Origin of the sequence: Capnocytophaga sp. ARDL2 (assembly GCF_041530365.1) — a bacterium.
Classification (GTDB): domain Bacteria; phylum Bacteroidota; class Bacteroidia; order Flavobacteriales; family Flavobacteriaceae; genus Flavobacterium.
Window position 1 is genome coordinate 1,917,554 of record NZ_CP168034.1, and the last position, 17,947, is coordinate 1,935,500.

General features: G+C 34.5%; 13 protein-coding genes, 1 tRNA gene and 1 pseudogene. 8 read left to right on the forward strand and 7 right to left on the reverse strand.

Annotation, left to right across the window (positions count from 1 at the left end; all coding sequences use genetic code 11):
* Window position 1 precedes the first annotated feature (1 nt).
* From AB4865_RS09680 to serC, 4 genes are all read right to left on the reverse strand, one after another.
* Entirely contained in the window at window positions 2-448 is a 447-nt protein-coding gene (locus AB4865_RS09680) for an MnhB domain-containing protein (protein ID WP_372474904.1), read from the reverse strand.
* Window positions 423-2,753, reverse strand: coding sequence for a hydrogen gas-evolving membrane-bound hydrogenase subunit E (mbhE, locus tag AB4865_RS09685; protein ID WP_372473058.1), 2,331 nt, complete (start codon window positions 2,751-2,753; stop codon window positions 423-425). Before mbhE ends, AB4865_RS09680 begins: the two co-directional genes overlap by 26 nt.
* Before the next feature lie 13 nt (window positions 2,754-2,766).
* Window positions 2,767-3,423, reverse strand: a complete 657-nt coding sequence (fsa, locus tag AB4865_RS09690) for a fructose-6-phosphate aldolase (protein WP_372473059.1) — start codon at window positions 3,421-3,423, stop codon at window positions 2,767-2,769.
* Window positions 3,424-3,494: 71 nt separating this feature from the next.
* The gene (gene serC, locus AB4865_RS09695) at window positions 3,495-4,568 is read right to left on the reverse strand and encodes a 3-phosphoserine/phosphohydroxythreonine transaminase (RefSeq protein ID WP_372473060.1); all 1,074 of its coding nucleotides are present in this window, start codon (window positions 4,566-4,568) and stop codon (window positions 3,495-3,497) included.
* Window positions 4,569-4,798: 230 nt separating this feature from the next.
* Between serC and AB4865_RS09700 the strand changes: the two genes are divergently transcribed.
* The 4 genes from AB4865_RS09700 (at window position 4,799) to AB4865_RS09715 (ending at window position 10,644) form a co-directional block, all read left to right on the forward strand.
* Window positions 4,799-4,883 (forward strand) — tRNA-Ser (locus tag AB4865_RS09700).
* 285 nt (window positions 4,884-5,168) lie between these two features.
* Window positions 5,169-8,183, forward strand: a complete 3,015-nt coding sequence (locus AB4865_RS09705) for a tetratricopeptide repeat protein (protein WP_372473061.1) — start codon at window positions 5,169-5,171, stop codon at window positions 8,181-8,183.
* Between the two features lie 7 nt (window positions 8,184-8,190).
* Window positions 8,191-9,951, forward strand: a complete 1,761-nt coding sequence (locus tag AB4865_RS09710) for a hypothetical protein (protein WP_372473062.1) — start codon at window positions 8,191-8,193, stop codon at window positions 9,949-9,951.
* A 102-nt stretch (window positions 9,952-10,053) separates the two neighbouring features.
* Entirely contained in the window at window positions 10,054-10,644 is a 591-nt protein-coding gene (locus AB4865_RS09715) for a DUF3365 domain-containing protein (protein ID WP_372473063.1), read from the forward strand.
* Between the two features lie 33 nt (window positions 10,645-10,677).
* On the opposite strand, the pseudogene guaA reads toward AB4865_RS09715, so the two are convergent.
* Window positions 10,678-12,211, reverse strand: a pseudogene (gene guaA, locus AB4865_RS09720) (glutamine-hydrolyzing GMP synthase).
* Between the two features lie 227 nt (window positions 12,212-12,438).
* Here guaA and AB4865_RS09725 point away from each other — a divergent pair.
* Genes AB4865_RS09725 through AB4865_RS09735 form a run of 3 tightly spaced genes read left to right on the forward strand, consistent with a single transcriptional unit; the run spans window position 12,439 to window position 15,376 of the window.
* A complete protein-coding gene (locus AB4865_RS09725) occupies window positions 12,439-14,007 on the forward strand; it encodes an FAD-dependent protein (RefSeq protein ID WP_372473064.1) in 1,569 nt (522 codons plus the stop codon).
* Entirely contained in the window at window positions 14,004-14,495 is a 492-nt protein-coding gene (locus AB4865_RS09730; protein WP_372473065.1) for a metallophosphoesterase, read from the forward strand. Before AB4865_RS09725 ends, AB4865_RS09730 begins: the two co-directional genes overlap by 4 nt.
* Complete coding sequence (locus tag AB4865_RS09735; RefSeq protein ID WP_372473066.1) at window positions 14,495-15,376, forward strand: bestrophin family protein; 882 nt, start codon at window positions 14,495-14,497, stop codon at window positions 15,374-15,376. The genes AB4865_RS09730 and AB4865_RS09735 overlap by 1 nt, the downstream gene beginning before the upstream one ends.
* 27 nt (window positions 15,377-15,403) lie before the next feature.
* Here AB4865_RS09735 and ribH read toward each other — a convergent pair whose 3' ends face one another.
* Both ribH and AB4865_RS09745 read right to left on the reverse strand, forming a co-directional pair.
* Window positions 15,404-15,886, reverse strand: a complete 483-nt coding sequence (gene ribH, locus AB4865_RS09740; RefSeq protein WP_372473067.1) for a 6,7-dimethyl-8-ribityllumazine synthase — start codon at window positions 15,884-15,886, stop codon at window positions 15,404-15,406.
* A 94-nt stretch (window positions 15,887-15,980) separates the two neighbouring features.
* Window positions 15,981-16,760 carry a tetratricopeptide repeat protein gene (locus tag AB4865_RS09745; protein ID WP_372473068.1) on the reverse strand — a complete coding sequence of 260 codons (780 nt, stop codon included), beginning with the start codon at window positions 16,758-16,760 and terminating at the stop codon, window positions 15,981-15,983.
* 102 nt (window positions 16,761-16,862) lie between these two features.
* Here AB4865_RS09745 and AB4865_RS09750 point away from each other — a divergent pair, with 102 nt between their 5' ends.
* On the forward strand, window positions 16,863-17,945 hold the full coding sequence (locus tag AB4865_RS09750) for a DNA replication/repair protein RecF (protein ID WP_372473069.1): 1,083 nt from the start codon (window positions 16,863-16,865) through the stop codon (window positions 17,943-17,945).
* Window positions 17,946-17,947 lie beyond the last annotated feature (2 nt).

The following is a 17,947-nucleotide window of genomic DNA, read 5'->3' on the forward strand; positions in this document are numbered from 1 at the left end:
TTTATACGCTTTCTGAAATTGTAAATAATATGGTAGCCACTACACCTATCACCACCAAATACACTCCGATATCAAAAATCAAAGCCGAACCAAATGAACCAATGACAGCAATATTTTCCATAAACCACATATTGGTCAAAAAGGGTTTGGAAACTGAAAATGGTAAAATACTACTCAAAAACGATAACAAAAGTCCGGATGGAATCAACATCATAGGATTTCCTCTAAAAAATTTTCGTTGAGTATGTTTGGTATTGTAGGCAAACGAATGGAGTACAAAGGCAATCGAAGCAATTAATCCGCCTACAAATCCACCACCTGATAAATAGTGTCCTCTGATCAATACGAAAATAGAAAACATCAACAACAAGGGCAATAAATAATTGGTCGCTGTTTTCAAAATGATGTTGTCCAATCTCGGTCTAGTATTCTGTGTTTTTTTCTCCATCATTTATCTTAAATTTTAAAATACTATAAACTCCAATAGCTGCAATTGCCAATACTATGGTCTCAATAAATGTATCCACACCACGATAATCTACCAAAATTACATTTACCACATTTTTTCCTTTTGCCAATAAATAGGCATTGTCTGCATAATATTTTGTTACCTCTTTGCTGGAAGGATACAATAAGGCTTGCATAGTGATGATAGCAATCAAAATTCCAAACACTCCTGAAACAACAGCATCTCTACCTTTATTTCTGGTATCGCTCAACTTGAGATACGAAGGCAATTTTGACAAAACCAATACAAACAATACTACGGTCAAAGTATCAATTGCAAACTGTGTCATCGCCAAATCGGGGGCTCCATAAATTACAAATAAAATACAGATGGCATACCCCAAAATTCCCATAGCCACAATCGATGTCAAACGCGAACGAGCAATCGTAATCACAATTACAGCAGCCAAAATAAGTACAAACAACAAGATTTCATAAAATCTGAAATCTGATAAATCATTGAAATCTAATCGAAAAGGCACATCTGTAAAGAGCTTGTACCCCACAATTCCGATAAAAAACAAAATGATATTCATAATGTACACTCGCAAATAGCCATTGTGGAAAAACTGAGTGTATTTCAATGCCAATTGTTTAAATCCTTTTGCCAATCCTAATATGATCGATTGAGGTGAAATTTTTTGCAATGAATCGCTAAATGCTTCTTTTTGTTCGGATGGTTTTAGGATAAAATAAAAGGAAATACTGCCTAAAATAGTTAATCCACTCAACAAAACAATGATATTCCATCCATGCCAAATATGTAATTCTTGTGATATGGCTCTTCCTGCTACACTATTTCCAGCTGCATGCAATAGTAAATAATCGGCAAATTGAGGAAACAATCCAAATACAAGGGAAAAAACAGCTAAAACAACTACAGGAATCCATAGTTTTCGATTGGGATGTTCGATTTTTTCAAAGTTTTCAGGCATTTTTCCAAAAAATGGTTTGATACCTGCTAAAAATCCTGCTGTTGATAGTAAAACACTAGTTGCAATCAACAAAACCAACAATCCAATAGAAAGAAAACTCCAATAATTGTCCATCCTATAGACAGCTTCGTACATCAATTCTTTTCCAACAAATCCGAATGTTAAAGGAATACCTGCACTCGACAATACAGCTACCAAAGTTGCAATAGCCACAATGGGCATCTTATTTTTCAATCCACTGATTTGCAATATATTTCTACTATGTACTGCATGATCTACAATCCCTGTTGACATAAACAACGTAGCTTTGTACAAGGCGTGAACCAAAATAAAAACCATTGCAGCAAACAAGGCTTTTTCAGTTCCTATTCCCAACAAAAACACTAAGATTCCCAAAGCAGAAATGGTGGTATATGCCAAAATGCTTTTCATATCTGTTTTGAAAATACTATAAAAAGCTCCCATAAACATCGTGATTCCTCCAATGGAAATCAAGACAATATTCCACACAAACTGATCGGAAAGTATAGGTGTAAATCTTGCTAACAAATATATACCCGCTTTTACCATTGTCGCTGAGTGCAAATAAGCCGAAACGGGTGTAGGGGCTTGCATGGCTCCAGGCAACCAAAAGTGGAAAGGAAACTGAGCCGATTTGGTAAATGTACCCAAAAACAAAAAGGCAATCAATACAAAATACAACGAATGATTGACCAATTCGTGGGATTGAAAAAACAATTCTCTAATCGAATACGAATCGGATATTACTCCCATCAACACAAAAGATGCTAAAAGGAAAAAACCTCCAAATCCTGTAACAGACAACGCCCATAGTGCATTTTTTCTCGATTTCTCATCAGTAGTATTGTATCCGATGAGGAAAAAAGACGAAATACTGGTGAGTTCCCAAAAGACAAACAACATAATCAAATTGTCTGAAGAAACCACCCCAAGCATTGCCCCCATAAAAGCGGTAAGAAATCCGAAAAACCTCGGAGCCAGCACCTCTTTTTTCATGTAATATGAGGCGTATAAAAAGACCAATGTTCCAATTCCTGTAATTAGCAAATTGAACAACAGTGATAGTCCATCAAGAGTAAAATTGAGATTTATGCCTAACGAAGGCATCCAATCATAAGAAAAATAAAGAGCCTTTTCTCCTCTTTGTATTTTTGGCATATAGCTCAGAAAATACAAAAACAAAGAAAAAGGCAATAAAGCAAAGATTTTATAAAGTTTCGCAGGTATGTGTTTGCCCCACAAAATGAGCAAACACGCTACGAAAAAAGTTATTCCAATTGGTAAAATCATAGTTTAGTTAATTTTAAAGATTCCCTTTAGCGTAATCTTTCAAAAACTGTTCGAGTCCTAAATCTGTCAAAGGATGTTTGAGCAATCCTGTGATAGAAGACAAAGGACCAGTCATCACATCTGCACCGATTTTTGCACAGTTGATTATGTGCATAGTATGACGAACAGATGCTGCTAAAATTTGTGTTTCAAATTCGTAATTGTCATAGATTTGACGAATTTCATCGATTAAATTCAATCCATCTGTAGAAATATCGTCTAAACGACCCAAGAAAGGAGAAACATAGGTGGCACCTGCTTTAGCTGCCAACAATGCCTGTCCTGCCGAGAAAACCAAAGTAACATTGGTACGAATTCCTCTGTCTGAGAAATATTTACACGCTTTGATTCCGTCTTTAGTCATAGGCAATTTTACAACGATTTGTTCGTGCAATTCTACCAATTCCTCACCTTCTCTCACCATACCTTCAAAGTCAGTTGCAATTACTTCGGCTGACACATCACCCTCAACCAAGTTGCAAATATCCACATAGTGTTTATAGATATTGTTTTTGCCAGTGATTCCTTCTTTAGCCATCAACGACGGATTGGTAGTAACTCCGTCCAAAATTCCCAATTCTTGAGCTTCTTTTATCTGCTCTAAATTTGCCGTATCAATAAAAAATTTCATATATTTTTTCTTTATTTTGCACAAAACTAATGATTTTTTTTGGAAAATCCTAAAAACAAAGCTAAGACGCTCTATCCGTGATACTTTTCTATAGATTGCATGATTTCAACCAAAATTTTTACTGCTTCTACATCCAATGCGTTGTACATAGAAGCACGATATCCTCCCGATGTACGATGCCCTTTTAAATTTTTGATGGATGCCTCTTGACATAGTTTTTCAAATATTGAAGACATTTCCTCATTTTTCAGATAAAACAATGCATTCATTTTAGAACGATCCTTGATTTCTGCATGACCAAAAAATAATGGATTTCGATCGATTTCGTCGTACAAAATTTTTGCTTTTTCATTATTTTTAGCCTCTATTTTAGAAATTCCACCTTGCTTTTGAATCCATTGCATAGTAAGATTTGATACATAAATCGGAAAAACAGGAGGAGTATTGAGCATACTTTCATTTTTGATATGCTGCTTGTAATCGATAATTGGAGGTAAAATATTGGAAAATCTATCCAAAAACTGTTTTTCAATTACTATTAAAGACATACCCGCAGGAGACAAATTTTTTTGAACACCTGCATAAATCATAGCAAATTGTGAATAATCAATAGAACGGGAAAAAATATCCGAACTCATATCAGCTACAATTGGAACATCAACATCTGGAAAACTTTGATATTGTGTACCATAAATAGTATTATTTGAAGTAATATGCAAATAATTATAAGACTCATAAATATCAAAATCAGATGGAATATAACGATAGTTTTCATTTTTTGAAGAAGCTATTTCAATAACGGATCCCGAAAATTTTGCAGCATCAATCGCTTTTTGAGACCACACGCCTGTATTTATATAAGCAGCTTTGGATGCAGGAAATAAAAAATTTTGAGACAAACGATAAAACTCCATTGTAGCCCCTCCTTGCAAAAACAAAACACTGTAAAGATTGGCGTCCAATTGCATCAATTGTAATACACGATTTTTGGAGTCTTCCAATATCTGAATAAAATCATCACTACGATGAGATATTTCCAAAATCGACAATCCTGATTGATTATAATCAATTACAGCTTGAGAAGCTTCTTGATAAACTTCAAAGGGTAAAGTTGCAGGACCCGCACAAAAATTATAGCTTTTCATAATGTTACTTTTTCTTTTTCAAAAATACAATTGTTTGAGTGAAGAAAAAATTTTTCTTTAAGTTAAACCTGTTTTTTTCTATTAAAAAATTGATTGTAAAATATTTAAAATTCCACCAATTCGTTCAATAATTTTTTTTTCAAAAAAAAATCAAAAAAATATTTGTCAGAAATAAAAAAGTAACTACATTTGCAACGTGATACTGAAACACAAAGTAAGTATTCGACTCAGGAGAAATGGCAGAGTGGTCGAATGCGGCGGTCTTGAAAACCGTTGACTGTAACAGGTCCGGGGGTTCGAATCCCTCTTTCTCCGCAAAGCCTTGCAAATAAATGTAAGGCTTTTTTTTTACTACCCTTTTCATTATATAAATCAAAGTGAATTTATATCATTTTATTGAATTTGAATTTTAGTTCATCTATATGCAATTCAATTTCCAATAGTATCTTTTAATAAAATTTAAACATAAATAGAAAAAGTAAATTCTTTATTAATTTCTTACATTTTTAAGCAATAATTTATTTTTTACAAAAAAATTATTCCATTAAGATTGAATAGATAAAATATTCTTTTTTATCTTTGGGAATAATTCTTCAAAAAATGATAAAAAGAAACAGAATACTTTACTTAGGTCTTCTTTTGGGTGCATTTTCTGCGTCTGCTCAAGAGACAAAACTTTATAAAAACACTGACGAAAAATATTATCATGCGGTAAATCTGTACAATCGCGAATTATATGCTGTAGCAAAAGTACTATTTGATGAGGTTTCAGAAAGCGAAAACTATACTGAAATCGATGCAAATAGTGCCTATTATAGTGCTTCTTGTGCTGCAAAATTAGGTTACGATACTGCTGAAAATAGATTACTATACTTTATAGAAAACTACCCTACTAGCTCAAAAACTCTTTTGGCTCTGCTCGATTTGGGCAATTATTATTTCATCAAAGGAGACTATGCAAAATCTTTGTACTATACAAACAAAGTAAACCCAGCGGTACTTTCGCCAGAGCAACTCAATCGTTTGTACTTTCAAAAAGGATATGTGTTGTTTCAACAAAAAAACTATACCGCTTCTCGTACAGAATTGATGAAAGTTACTGAAAATTCTACTTTTAGAAATCAAGCCGAATACTATTTGGGGTATATTTCTTATGAAAGAAATGACTACGATACAGCCAATGAACATTTCAACAAAATAGCTGATATTCAAAAATATAAAGAAAAAATAGGTTATTTTAGAGCAGATATGTTCTTTAAAATGGGCGAATTTAACAAGGCGATTGAAGAGGGTTCACAACAATTGTCTAAAAACGTCAATACGGAAACAGAAGAATCAGAACTTTCTAAAATCATTGGAGAAAGTTATTTCAATCTGCAACAATACGGAAATGCCCTACCTTATATATTAAATTACAAAGGGAAAGATGGAAAATGGAGTAACATCGATTTCTATCAATTAGGGTACATCTATTACCAACAAAAAGACTATCAACGAGCTGTTTCTGAATTTAATAAAATCATTAGCGGCTCGGACGAAGTGGCTCAAAATGCATACTATCACCTTGGAGAAAGTTATCTAAAACTCAACCAAAAAATCCAAGCTTTAAACGCTTTTAAAAACGCCTCTGAACTGGATTTTGACACAAAAATCACAGAAGATGCTTTTGTAAATTATGCAAAATTGAGTTATGATATCGGAAATGCATACCAAAGTATCCCTCAGATTATCAACAATTTCCTAACTAAATTTCCAAACTCTGCATATCGCAGTGAAATGGAAGATTTGTTGGTGGACTCATATATCACTACAAAGAACTACAAAGCCGCATTAAAACTTCTTGAAAAAGAGACGAAAACGATGAATAAATCGGCATATCAAAAGGTTACTTTTTATCGTGGAGTAGAGTTTTTCAACGAAGGTAATTACAACAAAGCTTTGGAATTGTTCAATAAATCAATTGCTCAAAGACAAGATTTGTCGTATGTTTCAAGAGCTACCTATTGGAGTGCAGAAGCTCAATATGCTTTAGGAAATTATTCAGAAGCATTGAGTACACTCAACACATTTAGCAATTTGCCTCAAGCGGAAAAAGCGGTAGAATACAACAACATCCCTTATCTAAAAGGATATATTTTATTGAAAGATAAAAAATACAACGAAGCTGCTACTCAATTTGAAAACTATCTTGCCAATGGAAAATCTACCATCAAGAAAAACGATGTAGAATTACGCTTGGCAGACGCCTATTTTTCGAATGGTAATTATTCTAAAGCGATTACTTTGTACAACAATGCAGTGCAAAAAGGTGGCAACAGCCTAGATTACGCAACATTCCAAAAAGCTATTTTACAAGGTTTTAATGGTAAAAACGAGCAAAAAATTAGTGAATTACAAAGTTTTATAAGTAAACATCCATCGTCTATTTACAACGATGACGCTATGTACGAATTGGGAGCAACTTATGCCAATGCAAAACAATCACAAAAAGCAATTGCAGCTTTTGACCAATTGATATCAAAACATCCAAAATCGCCATTTGTTTCAAAAGCATTGCTACGTCAAGGTTTGATGTATTATCAAGACAATGATCATTATACTGCAATAAACAAATTTAAAAAGGTAGTTACCGACTATCCAAATACACAAGATGCGATTCAAGCGATAAACAACATCCGTTCAACTTACAACGATTTGGGACAGACAACAGAATTTGCTCAATGGGTAAAAACAGTACCTTTTGTGGATATTTCTACTGCCGAATTAGAACAAGATGCTTACGAAGTAGCGGATAAACACTTGGCTCAAGAAAATAAAAATCAGGCAATGAGTGCATTAAAAGAATATTTGAAACAATATCCTAATGGAAGTTATGCTCCAAAAGCATATTTCAACATTGCTGAAATTGCCTATGCTCAAGACAAAATTTCAGATGCTAAAACTAATTATAGTCAAGTACTTTCTAAAGGTAAATCGGAATATGCCGAACCTTCTTTGGTAAGATTGGCTACTATTTCATTACAAGAAAAAAACAATACCGAAGCTATCAATTATTTAAAACAATTGGAACAAGTAGCTACCAACGAAAAAAATATCTTGTTTGCTCAATCCAATTTGATGAAAAAATATTTTGAACAAAAAGAAAATGTATTAGCAACAAAGTATGCAAATGATGTAATCAAAAATTCGCAGGCTACTAAAAAGGTTAAAGCAGATGCCTATACTATTTTAGGTAGAAATGCTTTTGAATCAAAAGATTACAATTCTGCAAAAGCTCATTTTGAAAACTTACAAAAAATAGGAACTGGTGAGGCAATGGCAGAGGCTCTTTACTACGAAGCCTTTTTCAAAACCGAAAATAAAAAATACGAAGAGTCAAATGCTACAATTCAAAAATTGGCAAAAGACTATGCGAGTTATCAATACTTTGGAGCCAAAGGTTTGGTTTTAATGGCAAAAAATTTCCATGGATTGAAAGATTCGTTCCAAGCTATATATGTATTGGAAAGTGTAACAGAAAACTTTAAGCAATACAACGATGTCATCACCGAAGCAAATGCTTTACTAAAACAATACAAATCAGAAGAAGCAAAACGTAATTCATCTGTAAAATAATTGACCAATGAAAAACAAACATATATTTTTAGGTGCATTGATAGTATCATCAAATATCATCAATGCACAATATGAAGACAAACCACTTGGTACAGAAAGCGTTACTGTAACCAACACCTATCGCCCTGAAATACAAGATGCTTTCAAAATCAACGACAACCCAATCGTGGAAGATAAAGAAGTTATCGAAAAAAGAGAAATCAAATACAATATTTTTTCGTTTCCTGTTGCTAGTACATTTGTCCCAGCAAAAGCAACTGCCGCAACGGTAGATGATGAGGTATTCAATCCGTATTTCAACAACTATGCTTTAGTAGGTGCTGGAGGCTACAAATCACTCAGAGCAGAATTGGGTATTGTTGAAAAAATAGACGATAAAAACTACATAGGTGGTTTTATCAAACACCGATCATCAGGTGGTGGAATTGATGGTGTCGAAAACCCAAATGGATACAATCGTTCGGGCTTGAATTTGGTTTATGGAAATCAAACATCAGAACGCGAATGGACGATCAATATAGGAACAAATTATTCAAAATTTCATTGGTACGGTGTGCATCCTGATGTAAATTTCACAACTTTAGGAATTACTAAAGTAGGTGATACACAAACTTATCAAGATGTTACAGCAGGAACAAAACTGCATTTGTACAACAAAGGTTTAGAATCAATTGATGCAAACTATACCTTTTTTAAAGATGGATTTGGGGCAAAAGAGAGTCGATTGATTTTTTCACCAAGATTTGTAGTGCCAATTTCTGACAAAAAACTTCCGATTTTGGTAAAAGCGGACTGGGTTACGTCAAAAATGGAAAATTATAGAACCAATACGCATAATGGGGATTACAATTATTTCATTTTGTCTGCCGAGCCACACATAACTTTTACAGAAGACAATTATAGTGTACAGTTGGGAGCAGGAGTTGCTCATATTGTGGGGGACAATCAAGGAAACAAAGATAATAGTCTATTGATTTATCCAAAAATCAAAGCCAATGTAGATTTAGTTCCTGATATTGTTATCGGATATTTGGGAATTGATGGAGGAGTTTCTCAAAACACCTACAAAACCCTTAGCGAATCCAATCCTCATATTTCAATTGAAACGAGTTTGTTGCCAACAAAAAAGACGTATGATATATTTGCAGGATTGAAAGGAAAATTGTACCACAATATATCGTACAATTTGAGAGGTGCGTACAAAGACGAACATCAAAAAGCATTGTTTACCTCATCAATTTATAACACTACATTGAGTGTACGTGAACCCTTTGAATACGGAAACACTTTTAATGTAAAATACGATGATGTAAAAACTGTTTCTTTATTTGGAGAATTGACCTTTGATTTAAAGGATGTCAAAATCGATACTTATGGATTATACAATTCTTACCAAACGACAAACGAAGATTTTGCATATAATTTACCTATCATCGAGGCAGGATTAAAAACTCATGTAGATTTTAGTCCAAAAGTTTATGCAGATTTGCATTTATATTTTGTAGGTGATCGTCGAGATTATCTACGCAAAAAACAACTGGTAGGAACTAATGTAGTGGACATCCCGCCAACCGAAATAAAAATGGCAGGTTATACAGATGTAAACCTTACATTAGGATACAATCCAACAAACCAATGGACAGTTTTTGCAAGTGGAATCAATCTATTAAATCAAAAATATTTTACCTACACCAATTATCGTGCTCAAGGAATTCACGCCATAATTGGAGCTATGTATAAATTTGATTTTAGAAAAAAACAGCACTAATTTTTATACGCCAAAATTTCAATGTTTTGGCGTTTTTTTGTAAATTTATAGAAGAAATAAATTAAAAATCACTTATTGATCTAAAATAAAAAAACTATCAATATGAAATACATTTCTATTTTAGCATCTTCAATTTTGCTTTTTTCATGCAAAAAAGAAGATAAAACATTATTTTCTACAGAAGATATTGAGGATATTAAGCAACATTCCCCTATTATCATCAAAAACACCTTTGAAGCCTTGTCATCGGCTTTGGTAGGTGAAATAAGCGAAAATGGTGTGGAAAGTGCTGTTGATTATTGTAACATTCACGCATCATCGTTTACCGAAATGGCTTTTGTTGATAATAATAAATCGTATAAAATTTATCGCGTTTCGGATAAAAATAGAAATCCAAATAATACCATGTCTGAAGTGGATTTGCAGATTTTCAACTATTACAAAGAGTCAATGGGGCAAATAGTAAACGATACGATTGTGATTGAAAATGATAAAATAAACTATTACCGACCGATTCAAATCAACAATCCTCTGTGTTTGCAATGTCATGGGAAAGTAGGTGAAACGGTTACAAATGAAGTGTATGACAAAATCCTATCGAAATATCCCAAAGATAAAGCCATCAATTACCAGTTAAACGATTTGAGAGGAATGTGGAAAGTAGTAAGTCATTTGGAAAATGAGAAAAAATAAGGCTGTCGAAATTGACAGCCTCTTTTTTTATGATTATTCCCACTCAATTGTTGCGGGTGGTTTTGAGCTAATGTCGTAAGCTACACGGTTAATACCTTTTACTTCGTTGATGATACGGCTCGATACCGTTTCCAAAAACTCGTAAGGCAATTTTGACCAAGTAGCCGTCATAAAATCGATGGTATTTGCCGAGCGAACAACCGCGGTGTATTCATAAGTTCTCTCATCTCCCATTACTCCTACCGATTTTACGGGCAACAATACCACAAAGGCTTGTGATACTTCGTCATACAAATTGTTTTTGTACAACTCTTGGATAAAAATATCGTCGGCTTCTTGTAAGATTCTTACTTTTTCAGCATCTACTTCGCCCAACACACGGATTCCCAATCCTGGCCAGTGGGAACGGATGACGATATACTAATTCTCTTGGAATACCCAACTCTACTCCTACTTTGCGAACTTCGTCTTTAAACAATTCTCTCAAAGGTTCAAGCAATTGCAATTTCATATCTTCTGGCAATCCACCTACATTGTGGTGTGATTTGATTGTTGCCGAAGGGCCTTTTACAGACTGAGATTCAATTACATCTGGGTAGATTGTACCTTGAGCCAAGAAAGACGCATCTCCAAACTTTTTAGATTCTTCGTCAAAAACAGCTATGAAATCTCTACCAATCGTTTTGCGTTTTTGCTCTGGATCGTTGATACCTTTCAAATTGCCCAAAAATCTTTCAGATGCATCTACCATTTTGATATTCATATTGAAGTGCTTTCCGTAATTTTCCATTACTTTTTTACCTTCGTCTTTTCTCAACAGTCCTGTATCCACAAAAATACAAGTCAATTGATCTCCAATCGCACGGTGTATCAATACCGCCGCAACCGATGAATCTACACCTCCAGAAAGTCCTAAGATTACTTTTTTATCTCCTACAACCTCTTTAATGCGTTTGATCTCTGTTTCGATAAAGTCTGTCAATATCCAATTTTTTTCTGCTTTACAAATGTTGAACACAAAGTTTTCCAACATTTTACTTCCGTATTCAGAGTGAGTTACCTCTGGGTGAAACTGCACTGCATACACATTGCGATTTTCGTTTGCCAATGCAGCGATTTCGATATTCGATTTTGCAGTTACTACAAAACCTTCTGGAGCTTTTACAACTTCGTCGAAGTGGCTCATCCACACCGTAGATTTTTCTGGCACAGCATCAAACAATTTGTTGGTAACCAAAACGCTCAATTCAGATTTTCCGTATTCTCCTTTTTCTCCTTTTTTTACTTCACCACCCAACAAGTGCGAAATCAATTGCATTCCATAGCATATACCCAATACAGGTACGCCTAATTCAAACAATTCTTTATCTACCAAAGCAGCCTCATCTCCAAAAACCGAAGAAGGTCCTCCCGAAAGAATGATTCCTTTTGGGTCGTGTTTTTTGATTTCCTCTATCGAGGTATAATAAGGGATGATTTCTGTATAAACACCAAATTCTCTGATTCTTCGAGCAATCAATTGATTGTATTGAGAACCAAAATCTAAGATAATAATTCCTTGTGTCATTTCTGTTTTTGTAATTTGTGCAAAATTACGGTTATTCTTTTAGATTTGAAATCTTTTACTCGTTTTTTTACTAATTGTTATTTTTAAAACATTCTATTTATTGTTTACAATTCACCATTTACTTATCTATTTAAAATACTTTGTACTTCATACTTTGTACTTTATACTTACTATGTACTATTTACTAAATAAATCACTATTTTTGCAACTTCGTATCATTTAGAAATATGTCTGAAATCATTCAAATTCGCGTAAATCCAGAAATCGCCTTTCAAGAAAAACAGTTACTATCGTTTGTTGCCAATTTTTTGAAGGTTAAAAAAACGGATATTCAACACATTCAACTAGTAAAACGCTCGATAGATGCACGTCAAAGACAAGTAAAAATCAACTTGAAATTAGAAATCTTTTTTCAAGGCGAACCTATTGTGCGTACGCCTCATTTTACCCCAGATTATCAATATGTAAAAAATGCACCCGAAGTAATCGTTGTAGGTGCAGGTCCCGCAGGATATTTCGCCGCATTGCAGTTGATTGAGTTGGGCATTCGACCTATTGTGATTGAAAGAGGTAAAGATGTAAAAGCCCGTCGTCGTGATTTGAAAGCCTTGAATATAGAGCATATCGTACACCCAGATTCCAACTATTGTTTTGGTGAAGGAGGTGCAGGAACTTATTCGGACGGAAAACTCTACACTCGCTCAAAAAAACGAGGTGATGTACAAAGAATTTTAGAGGTTTTGGTGTTTTTTGGTGCTTCGGAAGAAATTGTAATCGATGCTCATCCGCATATCGGAACCAACAAATTGCCAAAAATCATGGAAGATATGCGTCATAAAATCATCGAATGTGGCGGTGAAGTACTTTTTGAACACAAATTGACAGATATTATCATCAAATCTGGAAAAGTTGTAGGTGTTGAGATAAATAATCAAACAATTATCAATGCATCGCAAGTAATTTTGGCAACTGGACATTCTGCCAGAGATATTTTTGAATTGTTGGATAAAAAAGAAATCGAAATCGAAGCCAAACCTTTTGCTTTGGGCGTTCGTGCAGAACATCCACAATCTTTGATAGACCAAATTCAATATTCGTGTGATTACCGAGGTGAATTTCTTCCACCGGCTCCCTATTCTATTGTAAAACAAGTCAATGGAAGAGGTATGTATTCGTTTTGCATGTGTCCAGGCGGAGTCATTGCTCCGTGTGCTACGGCTCCTGGAGAAATCGTTACTAACGGTTGGTCGCCATCAAAACGCAATCAACCTACGGCAAACTCAGGAATTGTGGTGGAATTGCGATTGGAAGATTTTGCCCCATACAAAAAATATGGAGCATTGGCTGGAGTACAATTTCAAAAAGAAATCGAACAAAGAGCTTTTCAATTGGCAAATCAAACCCAAAAAGCACCGGCTCAACGCATGGTAGATTTTAGCAACAAAAAAATTTCATCATCTATTCCCAAAACATCGTATGTACCAGGTACAACTTCGGTAGAATTAGGTGATTTATTTCCAGGTTTTCTCACCAAAACCATGCGCCAAGGCTTTGTAGAATTTGGAAAAAGTATGAAAGGTTATTTTACCAATGAAGCCATACTTCACGCCCCCGAAAGTAGAACCTCATCGCCAGTTCGTATACCTCGAGATGAGCAATCCTTGCAACATATCTGCATCGAAGGTTTGTATCCGTGTGGCGAAGGTGCAGGATACGCAGGAGGAATCGTTTCCGCCGCTATCGACGGAGAAAAATGTGCCTTGCAATGTGCTAATGTTTTATTGAAAAGAGAATGAAAATACTATTACTATCCGATACACATAGCTACATCGACGAGCGAATTTTGCACTACGCAACCACCGTTGATGAAATCTGGCACGCAGGCGATATAGGTTCGCTCGAAGTTACCGATGCCTTGCAAAATATCAAACCATTGGTGGCTGTTTATGGAAATATCGACGATCATTTGGCTCGAGCTGTTTTTAAAAAAGATGAAATTTTTGAACGAGAAGGTGTAAAAATTTTCATGACACACATCGGAGCCAACCCTGGAAGATATACCGCAACATTGAAAAAGAAATTACAGACTATAAAACCTCAACTTTTTGTGTGCGGACATTCGCATATTGCCAAAGTGCAATACGATGCCAGTATGCAGTGTTTGTATGCCAACCCTGGTGCTGTGGGGATTTACGGACATCACAAAGTGCGAACCATGTTCCGATTTGAAATCAATCAAGGAAAAATAGAAAATTTTGAAGTTATAGAATTAGGAATAAAATAATGAAAGTTTACAATGCAAAAGATTGGTTTAAATTTATTTTTACCATTCACAAATCAGATACCATGCGTAGCCTGTGGCCAAGTATGTTGCTCATAGGAGTATTTTCTACAATCATTGCCTATATCGAAATAGATTACCTTCAACTCAATCAGACTTCGGTGTTGAAAAACATTTCCATTATGCACACATCGATTGGTTTTGTGTTGTCGTTGTTGCTTGTATTCCGTACCAATACAGCATACGACCGTTGGTGGGAAGGTAGAAAAATGTGGGGAAAATTGGTAAATGATTCTCGCAATCTAGCTATGAAATTGACCGTTGTAGTTCCAGAAAATCGCACAGATATTAAAGAGTTTTTTGCCAATAGAATAAAATTGTTTGCCAAGGTTTTGCATACACATTTGACCAACGAATCGACCAAATACATGCTCGACGAAGACGAACATCCAGAGTACGATGCTTATTTAAAAGCACAACATCCGCCTACAAAAGTGGTAAGTGAAATGTATACTAAACTGCAAGAAATGAGCAAAGAAGGTATATTATCAGCAGAAGACAAAATCAACATCAACAACAATTTAAACGGTTTTCTCGATGTGGCAGGTGCTTGTGAACGCATCAAAAATACACCCATCCCGATTGCCTACGCATTGTTTATCAAAAAGTTTATATTTATTTATGTAGTTACACTACCCATCGGTTATGTGTTTTCTGCAGGATATTTTATTGTACCCTTGGTAATGTTTATTTTTTATGTGCTTTTGAGTATCGAATTGATTGCCGAAGAAATCGAAGATCCATTCAACGGAGGGACAGATGATTTACCAACAGCAAAAATTGCTCAAAACATTGGAAAAAATGTAGGAAATTTGTTGAAATAAAAAACGAGGCAATTGCCTCGTTTTTTATCATTGATTCAACGCTATCATCTTCAAAGCAGCAACTGCGGCTTCTACTCCTTTATTTCCGTGAGCTCCACCACTTCTATCTCTTGATTGTTGTATATTTTTATCCGTCAATACACAGAAAATTGTAGGAATATCGTATTTGATGTTCAAATCTTTGATTCCTTGTGTAACTCCCTCACATACAAAGTCAAAATGTTTGGTTTCGCCTTCAATTACACAACCGATTGCAATCACACAATCCAATTGGTAGGTTTCGTGCATTTTTTTACAACCAAAAATCAATTCAAAACTACCTGGCACATCCCATTTGATGATGTTATCTGTCGTAGCACCACAATCCAACAAAGTTTCTAAAACTCCATTGTATAAACCATTGGTAATTTCGTCATTCCATTCCGAAACTACCACACCAAACTTCAAATCTTTGGCGTTGATTAATTGGTTTTTGTCGTAATTTGATAAATTTTTATTTGCTGTTGCCATGAGGAAATAAATTAAAAAAATTGATAAAAAGGGTGAATGGTTATTCTATTTTGATAAATCAAAAAAGGGCGAATAATTATTCGCCCCTACGGTATTATTGTGCCAATCCTATATATACATCGATATTCATTGCTTCTACAGACGATTTGTAATTTTCTTCGATATCTGTAAAAAATTTCAATGCCTCGGCTTTTTTGTTCAATTCCAACGCTACGATACCTGCTTTGAATGCCCAACGAGGTGCTGTGTATGAATTTCTAGAAATTCCAGCTGCTTTTGTATAGTATTCCAAGGCATTATCATATTGTTTCAATTCAGAAAATGCATCCCCAATCATTCCCAAAGACATTGATTTTGTGATTTCATCATCTGCTTGGAAATTACTCAAATGTTCGATTGCTTTTTTGTAATCTTTCAATTTGTAATATGAAGTTCCAGCGTAGTATTGAGCCAAATTTTCAGCGTCAGTACCTTTATATGAATCAATTACATTCAAAACTCCCATTTTTCCTTCACCACCTTTCAACACCAAGTTGTACAATGAATCCGCAGATTGAGAATTCAACGCTTCTGCAAAATAATTTTGAGCTTGAAACAATTCATTAGCAGCTTCTTCTTGTTTCGGCTCTACAACAAAAGCATTGTATCCAGCCCATCCAGCTGCAACCAACGCTACACCACCAATACCATAAAAAATAGCTTTAGAATTTCTTGAAAACCATCCTCCTACTTTTGATGCATTGTCGTCTAAAGTATTAAACACTTCAGCTGTTTCGCTATCTTGCTCATTTATTCTCACTTGTTCTTCTAATAATTCTTCTTTTTCTGCCTTTGGTTTTGGCTGTTTGTATCCTCTTTTATTATAAGTTGCCATAATCAATTATTTTTTTGAATTGCAAAAATAAAATTTTTCTCAATACAATAAAGTTTATTTTAAGAATATTTTTCAGAAATTTGCATCTTTGAATAAAATAAAATGTATTTAAACGGGCTACATATTGTAAATTTTAAAAACATCTCACAAAAATCGTTTTCTTTTCCTAAGAAAATCAATTGTTTTGTGGGAAAAAACGGTATGGGAAAAACCAACATTCTCGATGCTATTTACTATCTTTCACAAGGTAAGAGTTATTTCAATAGTGTTGCTCAGCAAAACATAAAACACGAAGAAGATTTCTTTTTATTGGACGGACATTTTGTAAAAAACGATGCAAACGAACACATTGTTTGCAGTATAAAAAAAGGCAATAAAAAGAACCTAAAACGCAACGGAAAGGCATATACCAAATTTTCCGAACACATCGGTTTGATTCCCTTGGTGATAATCTCTCCTGCTGATCAGGATTTGATTTTGGAAGGTAGTGAAACACGAAGAAAATTTATTGATTCAGTTATTTCTCAACAAGATAGCGTATATTTACAACAATTAATTACATATCAAAAAATCATTTCTCAGCGAAACGCCTTGTTGAAAAATTTTTATCTTTCCAATTCATTTGATTTATCAACATTGGAAATTTACAACCAGCAACTAATACCTTTAGCCGAACATATTCACAATAAGCGAAAGATTTTTTTAGATGAATTTTCTCAAGTTTTTTTGGAATATTATCAACAAATTTCAGGCAATCTCGAGCAGGTTTCGATACGATACGAAAGTGCGTTACATACAGATTCGATGAGTGATTTATTGGCACTGTATTTATCCAAAGACCGAGCCTTGCAATACACTAGTCAAGGTATTCACAAAGACGATTTGGTATTTGAAATCAACGGTTATCCAATAAAAAAGTTTGGTTCGCAAGGACAGCAAAAATCTTTTTTGATTGCGTTGAAATTGGCTCAATTCGACTTTTTGAAAAAACAAAGCGGAATATTGCCAATTTTGCTTTTTGATGACATATTCGATAAATTGGACAGTTCGCGAGTACAACAAATCATTCAAATGGTCAATCAAGAGCGATTTGGGCAGTTGTTTATCACCGACACCCATTTAGACCGCACCGAAGAAATTGTACAATCTACCGATTTGGATTACGAGATTTTTGAGATAAAATAAAA

What these genes read in the sequence shown, in the direction of transcription:
- AB4865_RS09680 (WP_372474904.1), bottom strand. Translation starts at nt 448, where the DNA reads ATGGAGAAAAAAACACAGAATACTAGACCGAGATTGGACAACATCATT.
- mbhE (WP_372473058.1), bottom strand. Translation starts at nt 2,753, where the DNA reads ATGATTTTACCAATTGGAATAACTTTTTTCGTAGCGTGTTTGCTCATT.
- fsa (WP_372473059.1), bottom strand. Translation starts at nt 3,423, where the DNA reads ATGAAATTTTTTATTGATACGGCAAATTTAGAGCAGATAAAAGAAGCT.
- serC (WP_372473060.1), bottom strand. Translation starts at nt 4,568, where the DNA reads ATGAAAAGCTATAATTTTTGTGCGGGTCCTGCAACTTTACCCTTTGAA.
- AB4865_RS09705 (WP_372473061.1), top strand. Translation starts at nt 5,169, where the DNA reads ATGATAAAAAGAAACAGAATACTTTACTTAGGTCTTCTTTTGGGTGCA.
- AB4865_RS09710 (WP_372473062.1), top strand. Translation starts at nt 8,191, where the DNA reads ATGAAAAACAAACATATATTTTTAGGTGCATTGATAGTATCATCAAAT.
- AB4865_RS09715 (WP_372473063.1), top strand. Translation starts at nt 10,054, where the DNA reads ATGAAATACATTTCTATTTTAGCATCTTCAATTTTGCTTTTTTCATGC.
- AB4865_RS09725 (WP_372473064.1), top strand. Translation starts at nt 12,439, where the DNA reads ATGTCTGAAATCATTCAAATTCGCGTAAATCCAGAAATCGCCTTTCAA.
- AB4865_RS09730 (WP_372473065.1), top strand. Translation starts at nt 14,004, where the DNA reads ATGAAAATACTATTACTATCCGATACACATAGCTACATCGACGAGCGA.
- AB4865_RS09735 (WP_372473066.1), top strand. Translation starts at nt 14,495, where the DNA reads ATGAAAGTTTACAATGCAAAAGATTGGTTTAAATTTATTTTTACCATT.
- ribH (WP_372473067.1), bottom strand. Translation starts at nt 15,886, where the DNA reads ATGGCAACAGCAAATAAAAATTTATCAAATTACGACAAAAACCAATTA.
- AB4865_RS09745 (WP_372473068.1), bottom strand. Translation starts at nt 16,760, where the DNA reads ATGGCAACTTATAATAAAAGAGGATACAAACAGCCAAAACCAAAGGCA.
- AB4865_RS09750 (WP_372473069.1), top strand. Translation starts at nt 16,863, where the DNA reads ATGTATTTAAACGGGCTACATATTGTAAATTTTAAAAACATCTCACAA.